Annotated in this window: 18 protein-coding genes; 6 read left to right on the top strand and 12 right to left on the bottom strand. The window is 55.7% G+C overall.

The genetic code is table 11. The features are described from left to right. Positions 1 to 54: 54 nt before the first annotated feature. From ABWO67_RS00665 to ABWO67_RS00655, 3 genes are read right to left on the bottom strand one after another with little or no spacing between them, the layout of a single operon-like run. Positions 55 to 819, bottom strand: a complete 765-nt coding sequence (locus tag ABWO67_RS00665; RefSeq protein ID WP_353146263.1) for an enoyl-CoA hydratase/isomerase family protein — start codon at positions 817 to 819, stop codon at positions 55 to 57. A gap of 45 nt (positions 820 to 864) precedes the next feature. Beyond that, entirely contained in the window at positions 865 to 2070 is a 1206-nt protein-coding gene (locus ABWO67_RS00660) for a CaiB/BaiF CoA transferase family protein (RefSeq protein ID WP_353146261.1), read from the bottom strand. A 25-nt stretch (positions 2071 to 2095) separates the two neighbouring features. After that, positions 2096 to 3070 (bottom strand): Bug family tripartite tricarboxylate transporter substrate binding protein, encoded by a 975-nt coding sequence (locus ABWO67_RS00655; RefSeq protein WP_353146259.1) that lies wholly within the window; start codon positions 3068 to 3070, stop codon positions 2096 to 2098. A gap of 151 nt (positions 3071 to 3221) precedes the next feature. Here ABWO67_RS00655 and ABWO67_RS00650 point away from each other — a divergent pair, with 151 nt between their 5' ends. Continuing rightward, positions 3222 to 4181 carry a LysR substrate-binding domain-containing protein gene (locus ABWO67_RS00650; protein WP_353146257.1) on the top strand — a complete coding sequence of 320 codons (960 nt, stop codon included), beginning with the start codon at positions 3222 to 3224 and terminating at the stop codon, positions 4179 to 4181. Position 4182: 1 nt separating this feature from the next. On the opposite strand, the gene dut is transcribed toward ABWO67_RS00650, so the two are convergent. The 5 genes from dut to ABWO67_RS00625 all read right to left on the bottom strand — a co-directional run bounded on the left by dut (position 4183) and on the right by ABWO67_RS00625 (position 10254). Then, positions 4183 to 4632 (bottom strand): dUTP diphosphatase, encoded by a 450-nt coding sequence (dut, locus tag ABWO67_RS00645; RefSeq protein WP_353146255.1) that lies wholly within the window; start codon positions 4630 to 4632, stop codon positions 4183 to 4185. A gap of 77 nt (positions 4633 to 4709) precedes the next feature. After that, on the bottom strand, positions 4710 to 5906 hold the full coding sequence (coaBC, locus tag ABWO67_RS00640; protein ID WP_353146253.1) for a bifunctional phosphopantothenoylcysteine decarboxylase/phosphopantothenate--cysteine ligase CoaBC: 1197 nt from the start codon (positions 5904 to 5906) through the stop codon (positions 4710 to 4712). Between the two features lie 26 nt (positions 5907 to 5932). After that, the gene (gene lspA, locus ABWO67_RS00635) at positions 5933 to 6469 is read right to left on the bottom strand and encodes a signal peptidase II (RefSeq protein WP_353146251.1); all 537 of its coding nucleotides are present in this window, start codon (positions 6467 to 6469) and stop codon (positions 5933 to 5935) included. Next, positions 6462 to 9299 carry an isoleucine--tRNA ligase gene (gene ileS, locus ABWO67_RS00630; RefSeq protein ID WP_353146249.1) on the bottom strand — a complete coding sequence of 946 codons (2838 nt, stop codon included), beginning with the start codon at positions 9297 to 9299 and terminating at the stop codon, positions 6462 to 6464. The genes lspA and ileS overlap by 8 nt, the downstream gene beginning before the upstream one ends. Further along, a complete protein-coding gene (locus tag ABWO67_RS00625) occupies positions 9289 to 10254 on the bottom strand; it encodes a bifunctional riboflavin kinase/FAD synthetase (RefSeq protein ID WP_353146247.1) in 966 nt (321 codons plus the stop codon). Before ABWO67_RS00625 ends, ileS begins: the two co-directional genes overlap by 11 nt. Before the next feature lie 47 nt (positions 10255 to 10301). Here ABWO67_RS00625 and purN point away from each other — a divergent pair, with 47 nt between their 5' ends. The 5 genes from purN (at position 10302) to ABWO67_RS00600 (ending at position 16556) form a co-directional block, all read left to right on the top strand. Further along, a complete protein-coding gene (purN, locus tag ABWO67_RS00620) occupies positions 10302 to 10985 on the top strand; it encodes a phosphoribosylglycinamide formyltransferase (protein ID WP_353146289.1) in 684 nt (227 codons plus the stop codon). 215 nt (positions 10986 to 11200) lie between these two features. Then, a complete protein-coding gene (locus ABWO67_RS00615; RefSeq protein WP_502929940.1) occupies positions 11201 to 12556 on the top strand; it encodes an RsmB/NOP family class I SAM-dependent RNA methyltransferase in 1356 nt (451 codons plus the stop codon). A gap of 208 nt (positions 12557 to 12764) precedes the next feature. Further along, complete coding sequence (locus ABWO67_RS00610; RefSeq protein ID WP_353146243.1) at positions 12765 to 13973, top strand: DesA family fatty acid desaturase; 1209 nt, start codon at positions 12765 to 12767, stop codon at positions 13971 to 13973. After that, positions 13970 to 16240 carry a UvrD-helicase domain-containing protein gene (locus tag ABWO67_RS00605; RefSeq protein WP_353146241.1) on the top strand — a complete coding sequence of 757 codons (2271 nt, stop codon included), beginning with the start codon at positions 13970 to 13972 and terminating at the stop codon, positions 16238 to 16240. Before ABWO67_RS00610 ends, ABWO67_RS00605 begins: the two co-directional genes overlap by 4 nt. 13 nt (positions 16241 to 16253) lie before the next feature. Beyond that, positions 16254 to 16556, top strand: coding sequence for a DUF1330 domain-containing protein (locus ABWO67_RS00600; RefSeq protein WP_353146239.1), 303 nt, complete (start codon positions 16254 to 16256; stop codon positions 16554 to 16556). 22 nt (positions 16557 to 16578) lie between these two features. Here the strand turns inward: ABWO67_RS00600 and ABWO67_RS00595 are convergent, their stop codons facing one another. From ABWO67_RS00595 to dapD, 4 genes are read right to left on the bottom strand one after another with little or no spacing between them, the layout of a single operon-like run. Next, positions 16579 to 18513: an ABC-F family ATP-binding cassette domain-containing protein gene (locus ABWO67_RS00595; RefSeq protein WP_353146237.1), complete on the bottom strand. Its 1935-nt coding sequence runs from the start codon at positions 18511 to 18513 to the stop codon at positions 16579 to 16581. Then, on the bottom strand, positions 18510 to 19406 hold the full coding sequence (gene prmB / locus ABWO67_RS00590; RefSeq protein ID WP_353146236.1) for a 50S ribosomal protein L3 N(5)-glutamine methyltransferase: 897 nt from the start codon (positions 19404 to 19406) through the stop codon (positions 18510 to 18512). The genes ABWO67_RS00595 and prmB overlap by 4 nt, the downstream gene beginning before the upstream one ends. An 11-nt stretch (positions 19407 to 19417) precedes the next feature. Beyond that, entirely contained in the window at positions 19418 to 20560 is a 1143-nt protein-coding gene (gene dapE / locus ABWO67_RS00585; RefSeq protein ID WP_353146234.1) for a succinyl-diaminopimelate desuccinylase, read from the bottom strand. Beyond that, on the bottom strand, positions 20560 to 21381 hold the full coding sequence (dapD, locus tag ABWO67_RS00580) for a 2,3,4,5-tetrahydropyridine-2,6-dicarboxylate N-succinyltransferase (RefSeq protein WP_353146232.1): 822 nt from the start codon (positions 21379 to 21381) through the stop codon (positions 20560 to 20562). Before dapD ends, dapE begins: the two co-directional genes overlap by 1 nt. Positions 21382 to 21393 lie beyond the last annotated feature (12 nt).

Genomic DNA, 21393 nt, shown 5'->3' with positions numbered 1-21393 from the left:
CCGGTGTAGGGGCATCCCCTATGCTGGGCACTCCTACGCCAGCGGACTAGTGTCCTACCAGACCGGTTTACGCTTTTCCACAAAGGCAGCTATACCTTCTTTGGCTGCGCTGGCCGCAGCCACATTGCAGAAACTGTCTGCGGCTGCGGACACCGCTTGGCGGTAACCGTTGTCATTGGCATACATGAAGGCATTTTTTCCTGTACGCACGACTTCAGCTGATTTTCCACATATAGTTTGAGCAAGCGCACGCGCGCCTTCAAGCTCTTGCCCATCTTCCGTCAGACGAGAAACCAGTCCGAGCGATACCGCCTCTTGTGCACTAAACGAGCGCCCCGTAAACAGCAGTTCAAATGCGCGATGTCGGCCGATAATGCGCGGCAGATGAGTGAAATGGATGGACGGAAGCACGCCAGCATCAATTTCTGGATAGCCAAAAGTTGCCATGCTTGAGGCTACGATCATGTCGCAGGAGACAGCTATCGTCATACCACCACCGCGAGCTGTCCCACCGATAGCGGCGATTGTGGGCTTGCCCATATTGAACTGGATCTCAGTCATCCGTACATATAAACGGTCGAGCAAAGCGCGTACTTTGCCTGGTTCACCGGTGTGAATCGCCATCAGATTAAGACCAGCTGAAAATCGGCCGGGTATTTTGCTTCCAACAATAACAGCACGAACTTCCGGGTCGCGGGATGCTTTTTCCAGCATGCCGAGGTAATCCTCCAGCATGGCCTCTGACAGGGCATTTACTGGCGGGTTATTAAATAGTATTTCTGCAACTTGATTTTTGACTTCGTAGCTCAGTGTTGACACTTTCACGCTCCAATGAGGGGGCTTGCTGAATAATGATGCAAGCGCTTATTTATATGATTGGGTGGGTTTCGTAATGATCCCCTGGTCGGTCAGCGATTGAATATATTCGTGGCTATATCCTGCCTCAAGCAGTACTTGTTCACTATGTTCTCCATGAAGCGGCGGGGGGCGGGAGGCAGATCGGTCCTGTTGCTCAAACCGTACCGGATGACCGATATTCTTTAGTGCCCCCAGAACTGGATGGTTCGACTCAACGACGAGACCTCGCGCAGCCACTTGCGGATGAGCCAAGGCCTGTCCTAGCGTGTTAATGGGAGAACATGGCACGCCGGCGGCACTCAGGCATGACAGCCACTCTGATACTGTCTTGGTTTTCATAACCTCTTGCACCAGGGCCACCGTTTTCTCTAAGTTGGTCATGCGCTGAGCATTGGTGACAAAGTCGGGGTGGTCGACATAGTCGTTCAACCCGGCCACTGCGCAGAATCGACGCCATTGGGCATCATTGCCCGCCCCGAGCATGATTTGACCGTCTGCCGCCTGAAAGGCTTGGTAGGGCGACATCGAAGGATGTGCTGTTCCCATTGGTTTAGGATTCACGCCCGTACGCCAATAGCTCTGGGCCATGTAAGTCATAAAGCCCAGTGCGGTATCAAGCAGGGATATTTCAAGATAGATGCCTTTACCGGTTCGATTGCGCTCAATCACTGCAGCCAGCACACCGCTGAGGCCATTCATGGCTGTCCCGATATCTACCGGCGAAAAACTGGCACGGGCATAGTGACCTTCTTTGTCGCCGATGGTGCTTATCATGCCGCTAAAAGCCTGGAGCATCACGTCGTAACCCGGCTCGTTGCCCATGGGTCCGTTTCTACCGTAACCGGAAATCTCACAGTAAATGAGTCTGGGATTCAAAGAAGCCAGTGTTTCATAGTCAACGCCTAATCGCTTAGCGGTTCCTCCACCGAACCCCTGAAGCACTACGTCAGCATCTTCAACTAGCCGATGAACAATTTTGCGGCCTTCTTCGGATTTGAGGTCAACGGCCAGGCTGCGTTTATTGTGGTTGACTGCCAGAAAGACCGCGGATTGGCCCTGGTCCTGCGGCAGCCATCCCCGTGTATCGTCGCCGCTGCCCGGTGTTTCAATCTTAATGACGTCAGCGCCATACTCCCCAAGATACTGGCTACACAATGGACCTGCCAAGACTTTGGTCAGATCGACAATTTTTATACCTTTAAGTGGCTGCATTTTCCGTCTCGCGCGTCAAATCTACTTATTCGGGCTTGATGCCGATCGATTGTGCTGTTTCCCGCCATTTTTTTGTATCGCTAGTGATAAAGGCATCAAGTTCTGAGGGAGCGACATAGAAGTTTTCGACTCCTCGAGCTGCAACGCTTTGGCGATACTCAGGGTCTTGTACGGCTTTATCAATTGCCTGGCGCAGTTTGGCGACAAGCTCAGGCGGTGTTGTTGCGGGGACCTGCAGGGTGAACCAAAAGTTGACATCAACATCGCCGTAGCCGGTTTCTTTCAATGTTGGAACCTCGGGCAAGAGAGGTGAGCGTGTAGATGACGTGATGGCCAGCGGCACCAATTTCCCGGCTTTTATCTGGGGCAGACTGGTAGTCATGCTGTCAAACATGAAATCGATACGGCCCGCTAACATGTCCGTACTCGCACTGCCACTCCCTTTGTAGGCAATCGCCGTGCTGGTGATATTGGTTGTTTTCTTGAGCAAAGAGCCGAAGAAATCGGGCGAACTCCCCGGGCCAAACGTCGCGAAGCTCAGATCGCCGCCTTCTTGCTTGCCTTTCTTGACTAGCTCCTCAACGGTCTTAATACCAGAATCAGGATGTACGACTAGTATGTTGGGCAACGCACCTGTGATGCCAACCGAGATCAGGTCGCGGGTTGGGTCGAACCCGGCATCGGGATACATTAAAGGATTGACCGCCTGCATTGCTGCTGTACTGTGTACCAGTGTCAAGCCGTCTGGCTTGGCATCCACCACACGTTTGGTACCAATGTTTCCGCTTGCTCCTGGCCGATTATCGATAATGACCGGTATGCCTAATTCTTTTGCGAGGGGCTGTGCAAGCAGTCGTGCAATGAAATCAGTAGGCCCGCTGGCTGAAAATGGTACGACAATAGTGACCGTTTTTCCCCCGCTCAGTTGTGCCATGGTTGGCAATGAAAATACAGTTGTAGCGATCCCAAGCAGCAGCATACGGCGAGTTATTTTTTTCATCTCTCCATCCTCTATCGATAAAAAATTTTTAATTCAGACTAATCACATTTGCAGTCTGCCAGTGCCCAAGATATATATCAAAGACCAATTTTTAATGCCAGCTATAATAATTTAATATAGCTTAGTCAGCGATTCCTTGGAGGCAACTCAAATGACCCTTGATCTACGCAGTCTGCGAAGTTTTGTTGCTGTTGCGTCGGCCGGTTCAATATCCGCTGCTGCCGAGAGCCAGCATATCGCTCAGCCGGCACTCAGTGTTCAGGTCAAACAGCTTGAGGAACATCTGGGAACCCCATTATTTGACAGGCATGCACGGGGAGTAACGTTAACCGCTGCAGGGGATAGGTTTCTGGTACATGCCATGGGAATACTGCGACGTGTGGATGTTGCCTGCGAGGATGTTCGTAGCGCCGTGGACGAGCCTAGCGGTCGCGTTTCAATTGCTTTGCCCCAGTCTGTTGCCAAGTTTGTAACGGTTCCGCTTGTTCAGAACGTTGTACGCCAATGGCCTAAAATTCGACTTCAAATGGTCGAAATGAGTACTGGGTACATTCCCGATCAATTATTGCGCGGTCAGATAGACATCGGCGTGACGTTCGGCACAGAAGATGATGCTCGGCTGCAGTTCAGTCATCTGATGGACGAAGAGTTGGTGCTTGCTACATCAAGACATCAACTATTGAATCTGCGGATTCCACCCGCCATGCTTACCGATGGCGTTGCCCTGAAGTCAATAGACTCGCTTCCCATGGTGTTGCCGACAACAGCCCACAGCTTGCGCCGGCGAATCGAGGAATATCTATCAAAAGAGAGCGTATCGCTAAACGTGATTGCAGAGGTCAACGCAATACCCGAGCTGATTGAGCTTGCGGTTGCTGGTGTCGGATCGACCATATTGTCGTTTGCTGCGATAAACGAACCTATGACATCTGGCCGACTTCTCGCGCTACAAATCAAAAGTCCCAAAATGACCCGCTCAATTTACCTTGGCAGATCGGCAACACTGCCTATGTCGATCGCAGCGATTAAAGTCCAGGACCTTCTGCACAAGACAATAGATGATCTCGTCGCGTGTGGTGCCTGGCCGTGCTCGGTTCCTGCGCACGCCTAACTTAAGACCGCCCCGTACTCCCAAACCCGCCATCGCCCCTCGAGCTATCTTCGAACTCATCCACAATCTCGAACTCGATCTGCTGAACCGGCACCACAACCAGCTGGGCCAAACGTTCCATAGGCTGCAACACAAAATCTTCCTGGCTGCGATTCCAGGCCGAAATCATCAACGGGCCTTGATAGTCCGAATCGATAAGCCCGACCAGATTGCCCAAGACGATTCCGTGTTTATGTCCCAGTCCAGATCGAGGCAGGATAACCGCCGCATAGGCAGGGTCTGCGATATGTATGGACAGACCCGTCGGTATTAATTCTGTCGACCCCGCGGTCAGCGTCACAGGCTTATCTATGCATGCTCGCAGGTCGAGCCCGGCAGATCCGCCTGTGGCGTAAGCGGGAAGATAGTCGTTCATGCGGGGGTCAAGGATTTTAAGAGCGATTTTTCTCATGATTTTTTGTCGTATTTGAAGATAGAGGGGAGGGCCGGGTAGCCTGAAAGTGTGTACTGATCCGTTCCGGACGCGCTTCAACCAGGCATACGTTGTGCAATTGCCTTGATCAACTGCCGTGCAGCATTTATTTTTGGCTGGGCAGGCAGGGTCTTGTGCCCGGTCTCGTCGAATAACACCAGTTCAGTCGATTCGGCGTTCATCGCTTGTTGAGCCAGGTTCCCGACCAGCAAAGGCACTCCCTTGCGCTTGCGCTTGGCTTCGGCATATTCCAGCAGATTTTCTGTTTCGGCGGCAAAGCCCACGCACCATGGGCCCGAGGGCAGTTTGGCAACGTCGGCCAGAATGTCCGGGTTCTGCGCGAACTCAAGCTCAGGGGCCTGTCCGGAAGCTGTTTTCTTCAGTTTGTTGTTACTGACATTGACTACGCGCCAGTCGGCGACAGCGGCCACGGAGATGAAAATGTCGGCACCAGATGCTTCGGCCATGACGGCGGCATGCATATCCAAGGCGCTCTCTGCATTCAAGCGAAGCACGCCATACGGTGCCGGTAAGGCCGTGGCGCCGGAAATCAGGGTGACTTGCGCGCCGGCTTCGCGGGCGGCCTGGGCAATGGCATAACCCATTTTTCCGGATGACCGGTTGGTAATCACACGAACTGGATCGATTTTTTCTGACGTCGGACCCGCGGTGATAAGCACGCGCTTGCCTGCCAGCACTTTGGGCTGGAAAAAAGCAACGAGCTCGGCAAGCAGTTCGTTAGGTTCAAGCATGCGACCGCTACCGACCTCGCCGCAGGCTTGATCGCCTTCGGCAGGCCCAAGAATGGCAACGCCATCGGCCTTAATTTGGGCGACATTGCGTTGGGTTGCCGGGTGCAGCCACATTTCCCGATTCATGGCGGGAGCCACCAGCAGTGGGCAGTTGCCTTTGGCCACGCACAGGGTAGAGAGCAGGTCGTCAGCAAGACCATGAGCCAGTTTTGCGATGAAGTCAGTGCTGGCTGGCGCAATGAAAATGGCGTCGGCGCCTCGGGTCAGGTTGATATGCGCCATATTGTTGGGCACGCGGTTATCCCAGGCATCAAGGAATACCGGGCGTCCCGACAATGCCTGCATCGTCACCGGAGTAATGAAGTGGGTAGCCGCCTCGGTCATGACCACGTCGATCACGGCGCCCAAGTCTTGGGCACGGCGAACGAATTCGGCTATTTTGTAGCAGGCAATGCCCCCGGTCAGGCCCAGGACAATGCGTTTCTGTGCGAGTTCTAGCATGAGGGCGTTCGCCTTATGTTATGAGGTCAGGCTGGTTCTTCGGGTTTGCGCTTGTGGCGACGCATGCGCAACAATTCGTCCAGTACGAGCAGAATTGCGCCGCAAGTGATGGCAATGTCGGCCACATTAAAAGCCGGAAAATACCAGTTGTTCCAGTAGAACAATAGAAAATCAATCACATGGCCGTGCTGCACGCGGTCAATGACATTCCCTACGGCCCCGCCCAGAATGCACATGAGCGATGCGCAGAACAAGGTTTGTGTGGGGCTGCGCCGCAGCAAGTAAACAATAAGGCCAGTGGCTCCGAGCGCGATGGCGGTGAAAAACCAGCGTTGCCATCCTTGGCTATCGGCCAGAAAGCTGAAGGCGGCGCCCGGGTTATAGAGCAAGGTGAAGTCGAAGAAAGGCAGTACATGCCAGCGCTCGCCGTACTGCAAATTCCCTTCGAAATAGATTTTGGTGATCTGGTCGAGCACGATGATCAGGAATGCACCCGCTATCCAGCTCCAAAAGCGTACTGCTTTTGGAGACTGGGTAAGCGTGCCGGTTTGGGGCTTAGGCATAGTGACGCAGTTCACCCAGGCCAAACAGGTTGGTGGTGCAACGCCCACAAATAGCGGGGTGTTCCGGATCGGCGCCGACATCGTCGCGATGATGCCAGCAGCGTTCACACTTCTGATGTGTGGTTGGGCTGACTGTGATGCGCAAGGCGCCTTCGCCAGCATGCAGGCTGGCGCGCGATACGATCAGGACGAAGCGCAAGTCGTCTCCCAGACTTGCAAGCAATGTGTGGTCGTCGCCCGTGGCGTAGATATCCAGTTCGGCGGCAAGCGACGAACCGATATCGCCCGCCGTGCGGACTTCTTCGATCTTGCGCATCACATCGGCGCGAATTTCACGCAGACGATCCCATTTGTTACGCAGCAATTGCGCATCGACTTGATCGGGCAAGGCGTGGAAGAGCTCGGTAAAGATACTGGGCATGTCGCGGCCCGTATGCAAGTCATTCCAGGCCTCTTCTGCCGTAAACGACACGATTGGCGCCAGCAGCTTGATCAGGGCGTGCGTGATGTGATGTATTGCCGTTTGGGCGGAACGGCGCGCCACGCTGTCTTTGCCCGCGGTGTACAGACGGTCTTTCAGGACGTCCAGGTAGAACGCGCCAAGGTCTTCGGAGCAGAAAATTTGCAGGCGAGACACAATTGGGTGGAACTCGTAGCGCTTGTAATTGGCCAAGGTGTCGGCTTGCATCGCCGCCGTCATGGCCAAAGCATAGCGGTCTATCTCGAACATATGTTCAAGTTCGACTGCGTCGCTGGCTACATTGAAGTCTTGCAGGTTGCCCAACAGGAACTTGAGTGTGTTGCGGATGCGTCGATAGCCCTCGACCACACGTTTAAGAATTTCGTCCGAAATGGACAGTTCACCTGAATAATCGGTGGAAGCGGTCCATAGGCGCAGAATTTCGGCGCCTAGCGAATCGGAAATCTTTTGAGGCCCAATGACGTTGCCTACCGATTTGCTCATTTTCCGGCCTTGACCATCGACCACGAAGCCGTGTGTCAGCAAGGCTTTGTAGGGCGGACGGCCATACAGCATGCAACTGGTCAACAGCGACGAGTGGAACCAGCCCCGGTGCTGGTCTGAGCCTTCCAGATACAGGTCGGCCGGCCATGACAGCACATCGGCGTGGGAGCCTTTTACGCTGTGGTCCTGGCCGCCCAGCACCGTGGCGTGCGTGGTGCCCGAGTCGAACCATACATCAAGGGTATCGCGGTTCTTTTCGTACTGGCTTGCTTCGTCGCCTAGCAGCTCGGCGGGATCCAGCGACTGCCACGCTTCGATACCGTGTTGTTCGATGCGCTGGGCAATTTGCTCCATCAGCTCGACAGTGCGTGGATGAACTTCGCCTGTTTCCTTGTGCACGAAGAAGGCCATGGGTACACCCCACTGGCGTTGCCGGGACAAGGTCCAGTCTGGACGATTGGCTATCATGGCATGCAGGCGGGCTCGGCCCCATGCGGGGAAGAACTCGGTATTATCGATGCCTTCCAGCGCCGTTTCGCGCAAGGTTTTGCCTGCGACAGGCTTGCGATCCATGCCGGCAAACCATTGGCTGGTAGCGCGATAAATGATAGGTGTCTTGTGGCGCCAACAGTGCATGTAGCTGTGCACATATTGTTCGGTATGCAACAGGCTGCCAGCATCTTGCAGCGCTTGGACAATAAGAGGATTGGCCTTCCAGATCATTAGCCCGCCAAATAGCGGCAGGCTTTGAACGTAGTGGCCGTCACCCATGACTGGGCTGATGATTTGGTCGTCGGCAAGGCCGTGTGTCTTGCATGACACAAAGTCTTCAATACCGTAAGCGGGGGCGGAGTGCACAACGCCTGTACCGGAGTCCAGCGTGACATAGTCGCCCAGATAGACGGGCGACATGCGCTGATAGCCTTCATGCGCGTCGTAGAGCGGGTGCTTGAACTCGAGGTTCGTCAGCGCATCGCCCTTGGCTGTAGCGATTACCTTGCCGCTGAGCTTCCATTCTTCCAGGCAGGACGCAACCAGGTCTTTTGCCAGCAGCAGCAACGAACCGGTACTGCGTGGCTGGTCAAGCTGAACCAGGGCATAGTCGATATCAGGATGGACATTCAGCGCCTGGTTGGCGGGCAGCGTCCAGGGCGTGGTGGTCCAGATGACGATTGCGCCATCGTCGACTTGTGTCAGCCCGAAAGCATGTGCCAGTTTGGTTTTGTCGCCGAACTTGAATGCGACGTGAACCGACGGGTCTTTGCGGTCGGCGTATTCAACTTCGGCTTCGGCCAATGCCGAACCACAATCAAAACACCAGTTGACCGGTTTCAGGCCCCGGAACACATAGCCTTTCTCAAAGATGCGGGCCAGCGAACGCAGCTCATCGGCTTCGTTGCTGAAGTTCATGGTCAGATAGGGGCGTTCCCAATCAGCCAGTACGCCCAGGCGTTTGAAGTCTTTGCGTTGACGATCGATTTGTTCATAAGCATAGGCACGTGCTTTGGACTGTACCTCGGCCACCGGCAAATGCTTGCCGTATTTTTTTTCGATCTGGATCTCGATAGGCATGCCATGGCAATCCCAGCCGGGCACATACACGGCATCGTAGCCCGCCATGGCGCGGCTCTTGACGATAATGTCTTTCAGCACTTTGTTGACTGCATGACCGATATGGATGTCGCCGTTGGCGTACGGCGGGCCATCGTGCAAGATGAATTTTGGTCGACCTTTGCTGGCATCGCGTATGGCGGCGTAAACCTTTTTCTCTTCCCATTGGGCAATCCAGCCGGGTTCGCGTTTAGCAAGGTCTCCCCGCATGGGGAAGGGGGTTTCGGGCAAGTTTAAGGTGTTTCTATAGTCCATGGAAGGCAAAATAGTCGCGAGCGCTTTGTACATCTTGGTCGATGGCAGCGATCATTGTGGGAAGGTCGGGAAATTTTTCTTCGTCCCGCAGGTACTGTAGGAATTCAATACCTGCGAGTTTACCGTATGCGTCCACCTGGCAGTCCAGCAGATGCGCTTCGAGCATCAGGCGGCCTCCGTGCGAGATGGTTGGCCGCACCCCCAGGCTGGCAACACCGTTGATGGGATGGGCCGCCAGGCCGTGCGCCCGCACCACATACACGCCCGAGCGGGCGGCGCATTGCAGCGGTACTTTTACATTCAGCGTGGGGTAGCCTATCGTGCGCCCGAGTTTTTGGCCATGGATGACATGGCCGGTGATCCGGTAGCTGCGGCCAAGCAGGTGTTCAGCCCGTTCCAGGTTGCCAACGGCCAACGCAGTGCGGACTTCAGAACTGGATATACGATGGCCGTGCTCGTCCGCGATATCCGCTATGGTTTCGACGTCGAATCCGTATTGCTTGCCTGCGCGGCGCAACAAGTCTATGTCGCCGCTACGCTTGTGGCCATACCGGAAGTCTTCGCCCACCAGTAGCCAGCGCGTATTCAGGCCGCGCACCAGCAACTGTTCTATAAAGTCTTCTGCCGACATATCAGCCAGCGCCTGGTTAAAGCGTTCCAGCACTAGCTGGTTGACCTGATGCGCCTGTAAGGCTTGGACCTTGTCGCGCAGACTGCTGATCTGGGTTGGAATCAGTTCGGGCCGTTGACCACGTCGTGCAAAATAGGCGCGTGGATGGGGCTCGAAAGTCATCACGGTAGAGGCCAGGCCTCGCTCTTGCGCTGATTCGTGCACGCGCGCAAGGATAGCCTGGTGCCCGCGATGGACGCCGTCGAAGTTGCCGATAGTTACCGCGCTGGGTTGCTGGGTATCGTAGCGGGGAAGGGTGCGATAAATTCTGGAAGATGCTTTCACACCCGAGAGTTTACAATTTTGCGTCAACTTACTCAGGAATTATTGTGTTGGGTGCATCTTCTACCACTGGTTGCCGTCTCGTCGTGCTGATTTCCGGCCGCGGCACCAATATGCAGGCTATCGTCAACGCAGTGCGTAATCAGGCGCTGCCGGCTGCCATTTGCGCTGTTATCTCCAACAAGGCTGATGCCGGCGGTATCGCCTGGGCGCGCGAGCAAGGCATCGTGACTGCTGTGGTGCCCCATCGGGACTATTCATCTCGGGATGAGTTCGATACCGCGCTGGCGGATGCGATTGATGCTTATCGACCTGATTATGTGTTGCTGGCTGGCTTCATGCGGGTACTGACGCCGGCATTCGTCGAGCGCTACAATGGCAAGTTGATTAATATCCATCCTTCGTTGCTGCCAGCTTTTCCGGGGTTGCATACGCATCAGCAGGCGCTGGCCATGGGCGTGCAGTGGCACGGCAGTACCGTGCATTTTGTGACGCCGGTATTGGATCACGGGCCTATTATCGCCCAGGGCGTCGTACCGGTATTGTCCGGCGATACTCCCGATAACCTGGCCGGTCGTGTGCTGCAAATCGAACACCATTTATATGCGAACGTGGTACGCTGGCTGGCCGAAGGGCTCATTTCGCTCGATGCCATGCAGCGCGTTCAAGTGCGCGGCGTCGCCAGCCGCTCCTTCGTCCTGACGCCACAAGGCGTCGAGCCATCACAAAGGTAAACATGAATAGTACAGACAAGCCTCGGCGCGCGCAGGGCAAAAAAGCTGCGCCTGGCAGGCAAGAGCATGAAAGGGGCGGCGCCCGCTCCGGCCATCAGCGTGACCGTTACACCCCAGTCAGGGACGCCGCAGCGCCCACTCGGCAAGGCGAGGGCGGCACCTATGTGCCCCGGCCTTATGTCATGGCTGCTGTCCGCATCGATCAGGTACGGTCGGTGCTGGGTGAAATACTCCAGTGGAAATTCCCCGCTGATGCGGTGCTGTCCCGGTGGTTGCGGGCCAATCCTAAATTGGGTGCACGTGATCGTGGCGAAGTAGCTGAAGCGGTGTTCGATGTGCTGCGCCACCTGCGCCGCTATCGTCAATTTGCGGAAAGTGGCAGTGGCCCAGCGGCACGCCGCTTGGCCGTGTTGGGCCTTGCGTCGGTATTCGACAAGGCAGTCCTGGATCTTGGCTTGTCCGAGACCGAGCAGCAATGGCTCGAACATGTCCAGCGTATTGACGTCAATAGCTTGTCGCGCGCTGTGCGCGATAGCTTGCCAGACTGGCTGGATGAGCGTTTGTCAACGCTGGACGATGCGGATTCCCTAATACAGGCGCTGAACAAATCTGCGCCTTTGGATCTGCGTATCAATCCGCTCAAGGCGGATCGCGATGAAATGCTCGCGTTGTTGCGCAGTGGCGCTGGCTTGCGCTTTGATCCCGTGCCGACGCCTTATTCTCCGTGGGGCATACGCATGCAGGGAAGGCCGCCTATCAACAGGTGGCCGATGTTCGAAAAAGGCGAAATCGAAGTCCAGGACGAAGGCAGCCAGATCCTGGCAGCGCTGGTGGCCCCCAAGCGGGGCGAAATGATTATTGACTATTGCGCGGGGGCGGGCGGGAAAACGCTGTTATTGGGCGCGCTGATGCGATCCACTGGCCGCTTGTACGCCTTTGATGTGTCCGCCGCGCGGTTGGCCAAGGCCAAGCCGCGCTTTGCCCGTAGCGGTTTGTCCAATATTGTTCCGGTGGTCATCAATCCAGATAACGATCAACGTGTGAAACGATTGCGTGGCAAGGCACACCGGGTTCTGGTGGATGCGCCTTGCAGCGGCTTGGGTACCCTAAGGCGCAATCCCGATCTTAAATGGCGCATGCATCCCGAGTCCCTGCAAGAACTGTGTGCCATGCAGGCCAGTATTCTGCGTCAGGCTTCTCGTTGCGTGGCGCCGGGCGGGCGGTTGGTATATGCCACGTGCAGCATCTTGCCGGAAGAGAATCAAGACCAAATTGAGGGGTTTTTAGCCGAAAATCCTGAATTTACGCTTCTTGATGCCAGCAATATCGTGACGGATCGTTGCAAAAATCTGACACTTCAAGGGCCGTTTTTAGTCATGCGGCCGGATATTCACGGCACCGATGGCTTCTTTGCCGCTGTGCTCGAACGAAGCAAGCCTGTTGTTGCTGAAAAAGTCTTACAGCAAGCTGTCGAGACTCCAATTCAGGAATTAGAGGCTTCCATTAGCGTTCAGGATGACGCAGAAGGCGATTTAGGCCTCGGCGAGCTCAATGAGCCTGAAAGCAAGTAGTGCGTTCTGACGGGTTTTTTACCCGCCAGACGTAACCCGGATCAGGTGTTGTTAGCGAACTTGATCAGGCTTGAAAAACCCTCACAGTAGTGGGGTAAGCTATTGTTTATATTTGATTTGCCTCAAAACTAAATTGAAATTTAGCTGTCATACGGCTTACAAGTGGGCTACACTTTTCAATGTCTTCACATGAGGCCTTAACTGGTTTATGGACTATATACTTAATTTTTTATCGGGCGGTTTGCTACAGTTTTCCTGGTGGCAGGTCGTGCTGGTTACCCTGGTGCTTACGCACATTACTATTGTCGGAGTTACGGTATTTCTGCACCGTAGCCAAGCCCATCGAGGGTTGGACTTGCATCCGGCAGTCATGCACTTCTTCCGTTTCTGGATGTGGTTGACTACAGGTATGGTCACCAAAGAATGGGTGGCTATTCACCGCAAGCACCATGCTAAGGTCGAACGCGAAGGCGATCCCCACTCCCCGGTTGTATTTGGGCTGGGCAAGGTGTTTTTCCGTGGCGCCGAACTCTATCGTCAGGAAGCCAACAACGAAGAAACGCTGAAGCGTTTTGGACACGGCACGCCCGACGACTGGATTGAACGCAATCTCTATACCCGCCATAGCTTGATGGGCATATTGATCATGCTCGGTATCGACTTGGCGCTGTTTGGCGTGCTTGGCCTAACCGTGTGGGCTATTCAAATGGCCTGGATCCCTTTTTGGGCAGCCGGTGTCGTCAATGGCATTGGCCATGCATGGGGCTATCGCAATTACGCCAGCCCGGATACCAGCACTAATGTTTCGCCATGGGGCATTATTATTGGCGGCGAAGAGCTGCACAATAATCACCACGCTTATGGCACATCGGCCAAGTTTTCGACCAAGTGGTACGAGTTCGATCTTGGCTGGGCTTATATTCAAATCTTGCGGTTTTTCGGCTTGGCGCAAGTCAAGAAGCTTGCTCCCAAGCTCAAACTTGAACCGGCAAAGGCCTTGGTCGATGCCAGTACATTGCAAGGGGTCATTACCCACCGCTACGAAATTCTGGCGCGCTACACCGATTTGGTGAAAAAGGCCGCTAGCGACGAGCTGGCCAAGCTTAAACCTTCCCGCAAGGAAGGCAGCCCCGATTGCCGCTGGGCTTTGCTTAGCCGTAGTAAAGATTGGCTTGCCCGTAGCGACGATTCCCTGGAACCGGCCCAGCGCGCGGAACTGCAAACTGTCCTGGCTGATAATCAATCTTTGTCTACCTTGGTGCAAATGCGTAGTGAACTGACCCGCCTCTGGGAAAGCTCCAGCGCCAGCAGCGAACAATTGCTCGCCGATTTGCAGGCTTGGTGCCAACGCGCCCAGCAAAGTGGTATCGAAAGCCTGGAACAGTTTGCCAACCGGTTGCGCCGCTACGCGGCATGATCTCCAGTCTTAATCCGGAACAGCAAGCCGCAGTAACTCTCCCTCCCCGACACGCGCTGGTTCTGGCCGGCGCGGGGAGCGGCAAAACCCGAGTCCTGACGACACGCATGGCCTGGCTGATTCAAACCAGTCAGGCCAGTCCGTTTGGGCTTGTGGCGGTTACGTTCACCAATAAATCGGCGCGCGAAATGCTGACGCGCTTGTCCGCTTTGCTGCCCATTAACACGCGTGGCATGTGGGTAGGCACCTTTCACGGGCTGTGCAATCGTCTTTTGCGCGCCCATCATCGCGATGCCGGTCTGATTCAAACCTTCCAGATTCTGGACAGCGCCGATCAGCTGGCCGCGATCAAGCGGATGATCAAGGGCGCCGGCATAGACGACGAAAAATTTCCCCCCAGGGATGTTCAGCGTTTTATCAATGGCGCCAAGGAAGACGGGCAGCGGCCCCACGATGTGGTAGTCAACGACCCGCATCGTCGTCGCCTGGTCGAAATCTATCAGCTATATCAAGACCAGTGCGAACGCGAAGGTGTTGTCGATTTCGCCGAATTACTATTGCGTGCATACGAACTATTGCAGCGCAATGCGCCGATACGTGAGCACTACCAACGCCGTTTCCAGCACATTTTGGTTGATGAGTTCCAGGATACCAATACCCTGCAGTACCGCTGGTTGACCTTGCTGGCAGGCGGCGGTGCGTCCATCTTCGCTGTAGGCGACGACGATCAATCGATTTACGCTTTCCGTGGCGCCAATGTTGGCAATATGGCTGATTTCGAGCGCGATTACGCCCATGGGAATGTGATTCGGCTAGAGCAGAACTACCGCTCTTACGGGCATATTCTGGATTCGGCCAACGCCCTGATTGCGCACAATACGGGCAGACTCGGCAAGAATCTGTGGACTGAGCAAGGCGTAGGTGAGCCTGTTCGTGTCGTAGAGCAGGCATCCGATTTGCTTGAGGCGCGCTGGATCATTGATGAAATCAAGGCCTTGATCGATGATGGCCGTTTACGCCGGGAAATTGCCATTCTGTATCGCAGCAATGCCCAATCGCGAATTATTGAGCATGCCCTGTTTTCGTCGGCGATTCCCTACAAGGTCTACGGCGGGCTGCGCTTTTTCGAACGTCAGGAAGTCAAGCACGCCTTGGCTTACTTGCGTCTTATGGATAATCCCCACGACGATACGTCGTGGCTGCGAGTGGTCAATTTTCCGACGCGCGGCATAGGGGCGCGGACACTCGAGCAATTGTCCGATATGGCTCGTGAAAACAATACCAGTCTGTTTCGCGCTGTACCGTATATGTCGGGTAAAGGCGGCACCAATCTTGCCCGGTTTGCGGAGCTCATTCAGCAAATGGCGCACGAGGCACAAATCCTCTCGCTGCCCGAACTTGTCGAGCACGTGGTCCATCATAGTGGGTTGCTGGCGCATTATCAGAACGATAGGGAAGGCGCCGATCGCCTGGAAAACCTCCAGGAATTGGTGAACGCGGCTGCGGCTTTCGTTGCCGAAGAAAATTTTGACAGCCTGCCTGCAGGACGAGTCGCTGACGACCGCGAACCCACTACGGCTGATGGGCTGGATGTCGCCGCGACGATGTCGCCGCTGGCCGCATTTCTTACTCATGCGTCGCTGGAAGCAGGTGAGAACCAGGCCGAGGCCGGGCAGGATGCCGTACAACTCATGACGGTGCATGCCGCCAAAGGGCTGGAATTCGATTCCGTATTTATTACCGGGGTCGAAGAGGGCTTGTTTCCCCACGAGAACAGTTTGCTGGAAGCCGCTGGCGTGGAAGAAGAGCGGCGTCTGATGTATGTTGCCATCACGCGGGCGCGGGAGCGTCTGTACCTGACTCTGGCGCAAAGCCGCATGTTGCACGGCCAAACCCGCTATGCGATGCGCTCGCGCTTTCTGGAAGAAATACCCGAGGAACACTTGAAGTGGCTTACGCCGAAAGAAGGCCGGGCACCTGTACGCGAAGACACTTGGAGCGGGGCTTTCAGGCGCGGTGAATCCTTTAATCGCAAGGATGGCGGTATGGTGGCGCCCCGTGTGGCCCGTAGTCTGACGACGGGTGTCACGGTTGGCGATCAGCATTTCCGTATCGGTTCTGGTGTGCGCCACGGCAAGTTCGGCGAAGGCACGGTAATAGGTTTGAGCGGCCTGGGCCAGGACGCTCAGGCGCAAATTCAGTTTCGCGAGGCTGGAACCAAAACGCTGGCGCTGGGTGTGGCCAAGCTGGAAATTATTGCTGGTTGAACGGGGGTACGCCGTGGAAAATTCGACAACCGCCTATGTTATTGCGCATATAACGGTGAAAGACCCCGTTAAATGGGCAGAGTATTGCAGCAAGGTGCCAGCCACGGTCGCCCCGTGGGGCGCAGAGGTGGTATTCAGAGGGCACGGCGCCAAGGTTCTGGCCGGCGCGCATGGCTTTACCGACACCGTAGTCATTCGGTTTCCGAATCGTGCCGCCATAGACGGGTGGCACGATTCAGCTGCCTACCAGGCTGTCGTCCCTCTGCGTTTGCAGGCAGCCGATGTCGTGATTATCAGCTACGACGAGCAGTCGTAGCCAGGCCTTCGATTATTGCCGGTCAGTCAGCAGCAATGGCTTCCAGTTCTTCATGGAGTTCCAGCCATTCTTCTTCCAGCTGTCCATGCCTTTTGCTGAGTTCCCCGTGTTCTTCAAGCACTTTTAAACGCTCTTGACGACGAGCGTCTGAATAGAAGTCGGGGTCGGCGATCAGGGCATCCAGGACCAAAAGGCGTTCACTGGCTTTTTCCATTTCGTTTTCGACTTTTTTCAGCTTGCTATCCAGCGGTTTGCGCAAGATAGCCAGGCGTTGCCGCTCTTCGGCTTCCTGTCGGCGTTGGGCCTTGCGGTCAATGCCCGCGGCTTCAGTATTGCCGCCTTGGGTGTCGTTACGCGCATCTGCTCTTGCGGAAGCTGCACGGGCGGTCAACCAGTCCCGATAATCCTCCAGATCGCCATCGAATTCGTGCACCTGACCGTCGGCGACAATCCAAAAGTTATCGACCGTGGTTCGCAGCAGGTGGCGGTCGTGCGATACCAGCAAGACGCTGCCAGCGAATTCGGCCAGCGCGGTTGCAAGGGCCTCCCGGGTATCAACGTCAAGGTGGTTGCTGGGCTCATCCAGCAATAACAAATTGGGCTTTTGCCAGACGATCAACGATAGTGCTAGTCTGGCTTTTTCGCCGCCTGACATGGGAGAGACTTTGCTATTGACAGTGTCGCCGCTGAAACCGAATCCGCCCAGGTAGTTGCGTAGCTCTTGCTCGCGTGTTTGCGGGGCAAGACGCATCAGATGTTGTAGCGGCGTGGATTCCAGATCCAGCATGTCCAGTTGGTGTTGGGCGAAATACCCAATTTCCAGTCCCTTGGAAGCACGGCGTTCGCCGGCCAGCGTCGGCAGCTCTTCAGCCAGGGTTTTGATCAGGGTGCTTTTACCCGCGCCGTTTACGCCGAGCACGCCGATGCGGTCGCCACCGCGCACCATCAGTTGCACATTGCTTAGGACTGTCCTGGCATTGCCTTCGGCATCTTTGTAGCCGGTGGATACTTTGTCCAGTACCAGCAGTGGGTCGGGCATGCTGGTAGGGGTAGGAATACGTATGTCGATTCCAGATTCCGCCTGCAAAGGGGCCAGCACTTCCATGCGAGCCAGCGCTTTGACACGGCTTTGAGCTTGCTTGGCTTTCGTGGCTTTGGCCTTGAAACGATCTATGAAGCTTTGCAGCCTGGCCGTTTCGCGGTTTTGGCGGTCCAGGGCGATATGGCTTAGTCGCATGCGTTCCGCCCGCTGCGTCAGGAAGTCTTCGTAGCCGCCGCGGTACCGTACGAGTTTGCCTTGGTCGAAATGCAAAATGGTTTTCGCGACGGCATCCAGGAATTCAGTGTCGTGCGAAATCAGCAGGACGGTGCCTTCGTAGGCGCCGAGCCAGCGTTCCAGCCACAACATGGCGTCCAGGTCCAGATGGTTCGTGGGCTCGTCCAGCAACAGTAGTTCGGACGGAGCCATCAGGGCGCGCGCCAGCGCGAGACGCATTTGCCAGCCGCCTGAAAAGCTGTTGACGGGACTGAGCCATTGGCTGGGAGAAAAACCTAGCCCCGCAAGCAATTGCTCGGCGCGCGACGGCGCGCTCCATGCGTCGGCCTCGACCAGTGCGGCTTCGAGTTCGGCAATGCGGTGGCCATTGCTGTCGGGGGTAGCAGCGCGCTCGGTTTGTATGGCGCGTAGATGCGTATCGCCATCGATGACGAATTCGCGGGCTGGCTGATCGTTGTGGCTGATTTCCTGCTCGACGCTGGCAATGCGCCAGCCAGTGGGAAGAAATACAGTGCCGGCGTCTGCATCAAGCCGCCCTTGCAGCAAGGCAAAGAGGGTTGATTTGCCAGCGCCGTTTTTGCCGACCATGCCGACCCGTTCTCCCGGGTTGACGACAAAATCGGTATTTTCCAGCAGTACCTTGGGTCCGCGGCGTAACGTTAAACCTGTAGCGCGGATCACGAGGCCAGTTGCTCCCGTGTCAGCAGTAGTATCTGGTCTTCCGTGTTTTCAGTGCTTAACCACACTGGTTCGAGGTCAGGAAACGCCGAAATGAAATTTTCGTACTCGTTGCCGATTTCAAGCACCAGCACGCCTTCGGGCGCCATGAAGTCTGGTGCGGCGGTCAGCAGGCGTCGTATCAGATCCATGCCGTCCTCGCCGCCAGCCAGGGCCATAGTGGGTTCGTGCCGGTATTCTGCTGGCAAGGCCTCCATGGAATGGTTGTTGACGTACGGTGGGTTGCAAATGATGAGCTGGTATTCGCACTGCGGAAGCTGGTCGAACAAGTCGCTGCGATGCGTGGTGATACGCCCATCCAGTCCTGAAAGTTCGATGTTTTCGTCAGCCACTTCCAATGCGTGTTCAGAAAGGTCAACAGCATCGACCTGGGCATTTTCAAAAGCCAACGCCGCCAAAACGGCCAGACAGCCGGAACCTGTGCACAGGTCAAGGACAAAATCTACGTCTGCAGGGTCCGCGACCCAAGGGCTTAGCCCTTCGGACAGCAATTCGGCAATTGGCGAACGGGGCACAATGACGCGCTGGTCCACTACAAAGCGATGGCCTTGCAACCATGCCTCGCCCGTCAGGTAGGCGGCCGGTACGCGCTCTTCCAGACGGCGCTCTACCAAGGCGAGGAAGCGTTCGCGCTCTTGGGGCAGCACCCTGGCATCGAGAAAGGGTTCCAGTGTGTCTAACGGAAGATGGAGGGTATGCAGCAGCAGGTAGGCGGCTTCGTCCCAGGCGTTGTCGCTGCCATGGCCAAATGACAGTTTGGATGCATTGAACTGGCTTACTGCATAGCGCAAAAGATCGCGCAGGGTAAAGAGTTCTTGGTGGGCAGTATTGTGCATGCTGGCTCCAGTCAGGCCGTATTAAGCAAAAGGTGCTCGAGAGTGCGGCGATAAATGTTTTTCAGGGGCTCGAGCGTGTCTAGCCGGATATGTTCGTTGATTTGGTGGATAGTGGCATTGATGGGGCCAAACTCTATGACTTGCGGACAGATCGCTGCAATAAAGCGGCCATCCGATGTACCGCCGGTGGTAGAGAGTTCGGTGGCAATGCCGGCTTCATCCTGGATGGCTTGAGCCAGCGCTGTGCTGAGTTCGCCTTTTGGGGTAAGAAACGGCTTGCCGCCCAACGTCCAGTCCAGATCATAGTCCAGCTTGTGTGCGTCCAGTATCAAGCCTACTCGTTCCTTAAGTGAATCGGGCGTGCTCGCGGTCGAAAAGCGGAAATTGAAATCCAGAATGGCGGTACCGGGCACGACATTTGTGGCCCCTGTGCCGGAGTGCAGGTTAGATACCTGGAAAGTAGTGGCAGGGAAATATTCGTTGCCGTCGTCCCACTGTTGGGCGACCAGGTCTGCCAACGCGGGCGCCAGCAAATGTATGGGGTTGCGTGCCAGATGTGGGTAGGCGACATGGCCTTGCTTACCCTTGACGACAAGTTTGCCCGATAAGGATCCGCGACGTCCATTCTTTACCGTGTCGCCCAGCGCGTCCACAGAGGTCGGTTCGCCGACTATGCAATAGTCGAGCTGCTCGCCGCGGCGGGCCAGTTCATTGCACACCATGACTGTCCCATTTACGGATGGGCCTTCCTCGTCGGCGGTGATCAATAAACCAATGGAGCCTTGATGGTCCGGGTTACGAGAGACGAACTCTTCCACCGCCACGACAAAGGCCGCAATTGAGCTTTTCATGTCAGCCGTGCCGCGGCCATATAGCTTCCCATCACGCTCGGTCGGGGTAAAGGGAGCGCTGTTCCATTGGTCTAGCGGACCGGTTGGTACGACATCAGTGTGGCCGGCAAACACCAGCAACGGTTGCGCCGTGCCACGCCGTGCCCATAGGTTGGCGACGTCTCCGAAAACCAGGCTTTCGCAATGGAAGCCAACCGCTTGCAGGCGTTGAGTGAGGACTTGCTGGCAGCCAGCATCCTCGGGTGTTACCGACGGCCTGGAAATCAGGTCCTTGGTCAGTTGGAGAACGGCGGATTCTGACATCAGGCTCTCAATAATTCGTTGATGCTGGTCTTGGATCGTGTCTGGGCGTCGACCCGCTTGACGATGACTGCGCATGCCAGGCTATGCGAACCGTCGGCGCTGGGCAAGGAACCAGGGACGACGACAGATCCCGAAGGAACGCGTCCGTACATGATCTCGCCGGTGGCCCGGTCGTAGATTTTGGTGCTTTGGGAAAGGAAAACGCCCATTGCCAGTACCGAGTTCTCTTCGACGATAACGCCTTCGACGACTTCAGAGCGCGCACCGATAAAGCAATTGTCTTCGATGATGGTGGGGTTGCCCTGTAAGGGTTCCAGCACGCCGCCTATGCCAACGCCGCCCGACAAATGGACGTTCTTTCCAATTTGCGCACAAGATCCTACGGTGGCCCAGGTGTCCACCATGGTGCCTTCGTCGATATAGGCGCCGATGTTGACGTATGAAGGCATCAGCACGACATTCTTGCCTATGAAGGCGCCTTTGCGGGCCATGGCGGGTGGTACTACCCGGAAGCCGCCTTCGGCGAAGGTCTGGGCGTTGTAGTTTTCGAACTTGCTTTGTACTTTATCGTAGAACTGCAGGGCGCCTTGCCCCATTGTCACGTTATCTTCAAGCCTGAAGGAAAGTAGCACTGCCTTTTTGATCCACTGATGCACCACCCAGTCATTGTCGATTTTCTCGGCAACACGTAGTCCGCCGGTGTCCAGAGCCGCGAGTGTGGCATGTACTGCCTCACGCACGTCAGGATGTCCCGAGGAGGGTGAAAGTTCGGCGCGGTTTTCCCAGGCCAGTTCTATGGTGCGTTGCAGATCTATAGTCATAGGCGTTTTACT

This window comes from Pollutimonas bauzanensis (genome assembly GCF_040393045.1).
GTDB classification, from domain to species: domain Bacteria; phylum Pseudomonadota; class Gammaproteobacteria; order Burkholderiales; family Burkholderiaceae_B; genus Pollutimonas; species Pollutimonas bauzanensis_A.
This window is presented reverse-complemented; position numbering and strand designations above follow the sequence as displayed.

What these genes read in the sequence shown, in the direction of transcription:
- ABWO67_RS00660 (WP_353146261.1), bottom strand. Translation starts at nt 2,070, where the DNA reads ATGCAGCCACTTAAAGGTATAAAAATTGTCGATCTGACCAAAGTCTTG.
- ABWO67_RS00605 (WP_353146241.1), top strand. Translation starts at nt 13,970, where the DNA reads ATGATCTCCAGTCTTAATCCGGAACAGCAAGCCGCAGTAACTCTCCCT.
- prmB (WP_353146236.1), bottom strand. Translation starts at nt 19,406, where the DNA reads ATGCACAATACTGCCCACCAAGAACTCTTTACCCTGCGCGATCTTTTG.
- ABWO67_RS00650 (WP_353146257.1), top strand. Translation starts at nt 3,222, where the DNA reads ATGACCCTTGATCTACGCAGTCTGCGAAGTTTTGTTGCTGTTGCGTCG.
- lspA (WP_353146251.1), bottom strand. Translation starts at nt 6,469, where the DNA reads ATGCCTAAGCCCCAAACCGGCACGCTTACCCAGTCTCCAAAAGCAGTA.
- ABWO67_RS00610 (WP_353146243.1), top strand. Translation starts at nt 12,765, where the DNA reads ATGGACTATATACTTAATTTTTTATCGGGCGGTTTGCTACAGTTTTCC.
- ABWO67_RS00655 (WP_353146259.1), bottom strand. Translation starts at nt 3,070, where the DNA reads ATGAAAAAAATAACTCGCCGTATGCTGCTGCTTGGGATCGCTACAACT.
- dapD (WP_353146232.1), bottom strand. Translation starts at nt 21,381, where the DNA reads ATGACTATAGATCTGCAACGCACCATAGAACTGGCCTGGGAAAACCGC.
- dapE (WP_353146234.1), bottom strand. Translation starts at nt 20,560, where the DNA reads ATGTCAGAATCCGCCGTTCTCCAACTGACCAAGGACCTGATTTCCAGG.
- coaBC (WP_353146253.1), bottom strand. Translation starts at nt 5,906, where the DNA reads ATGCTAGAACTCGCACAGAAACGCATTGTCCTGGGCCTGACCGGGGGC.
- dut (WP_353146255.1), bottom strand. Translation starts at nt 4,632, where the DNA reads ATGAGAAAAATCGCTCTTAAAATCCTTGACCCCCGCATGAACGACTAT.
- ileS (WP_353146249.1), bottom strand. Translation starts at nt 9,299, where the DNA reads ATGGACTATAGAAACACCTTAAACTTGCCCGAAACCCCCTTCCCCATG.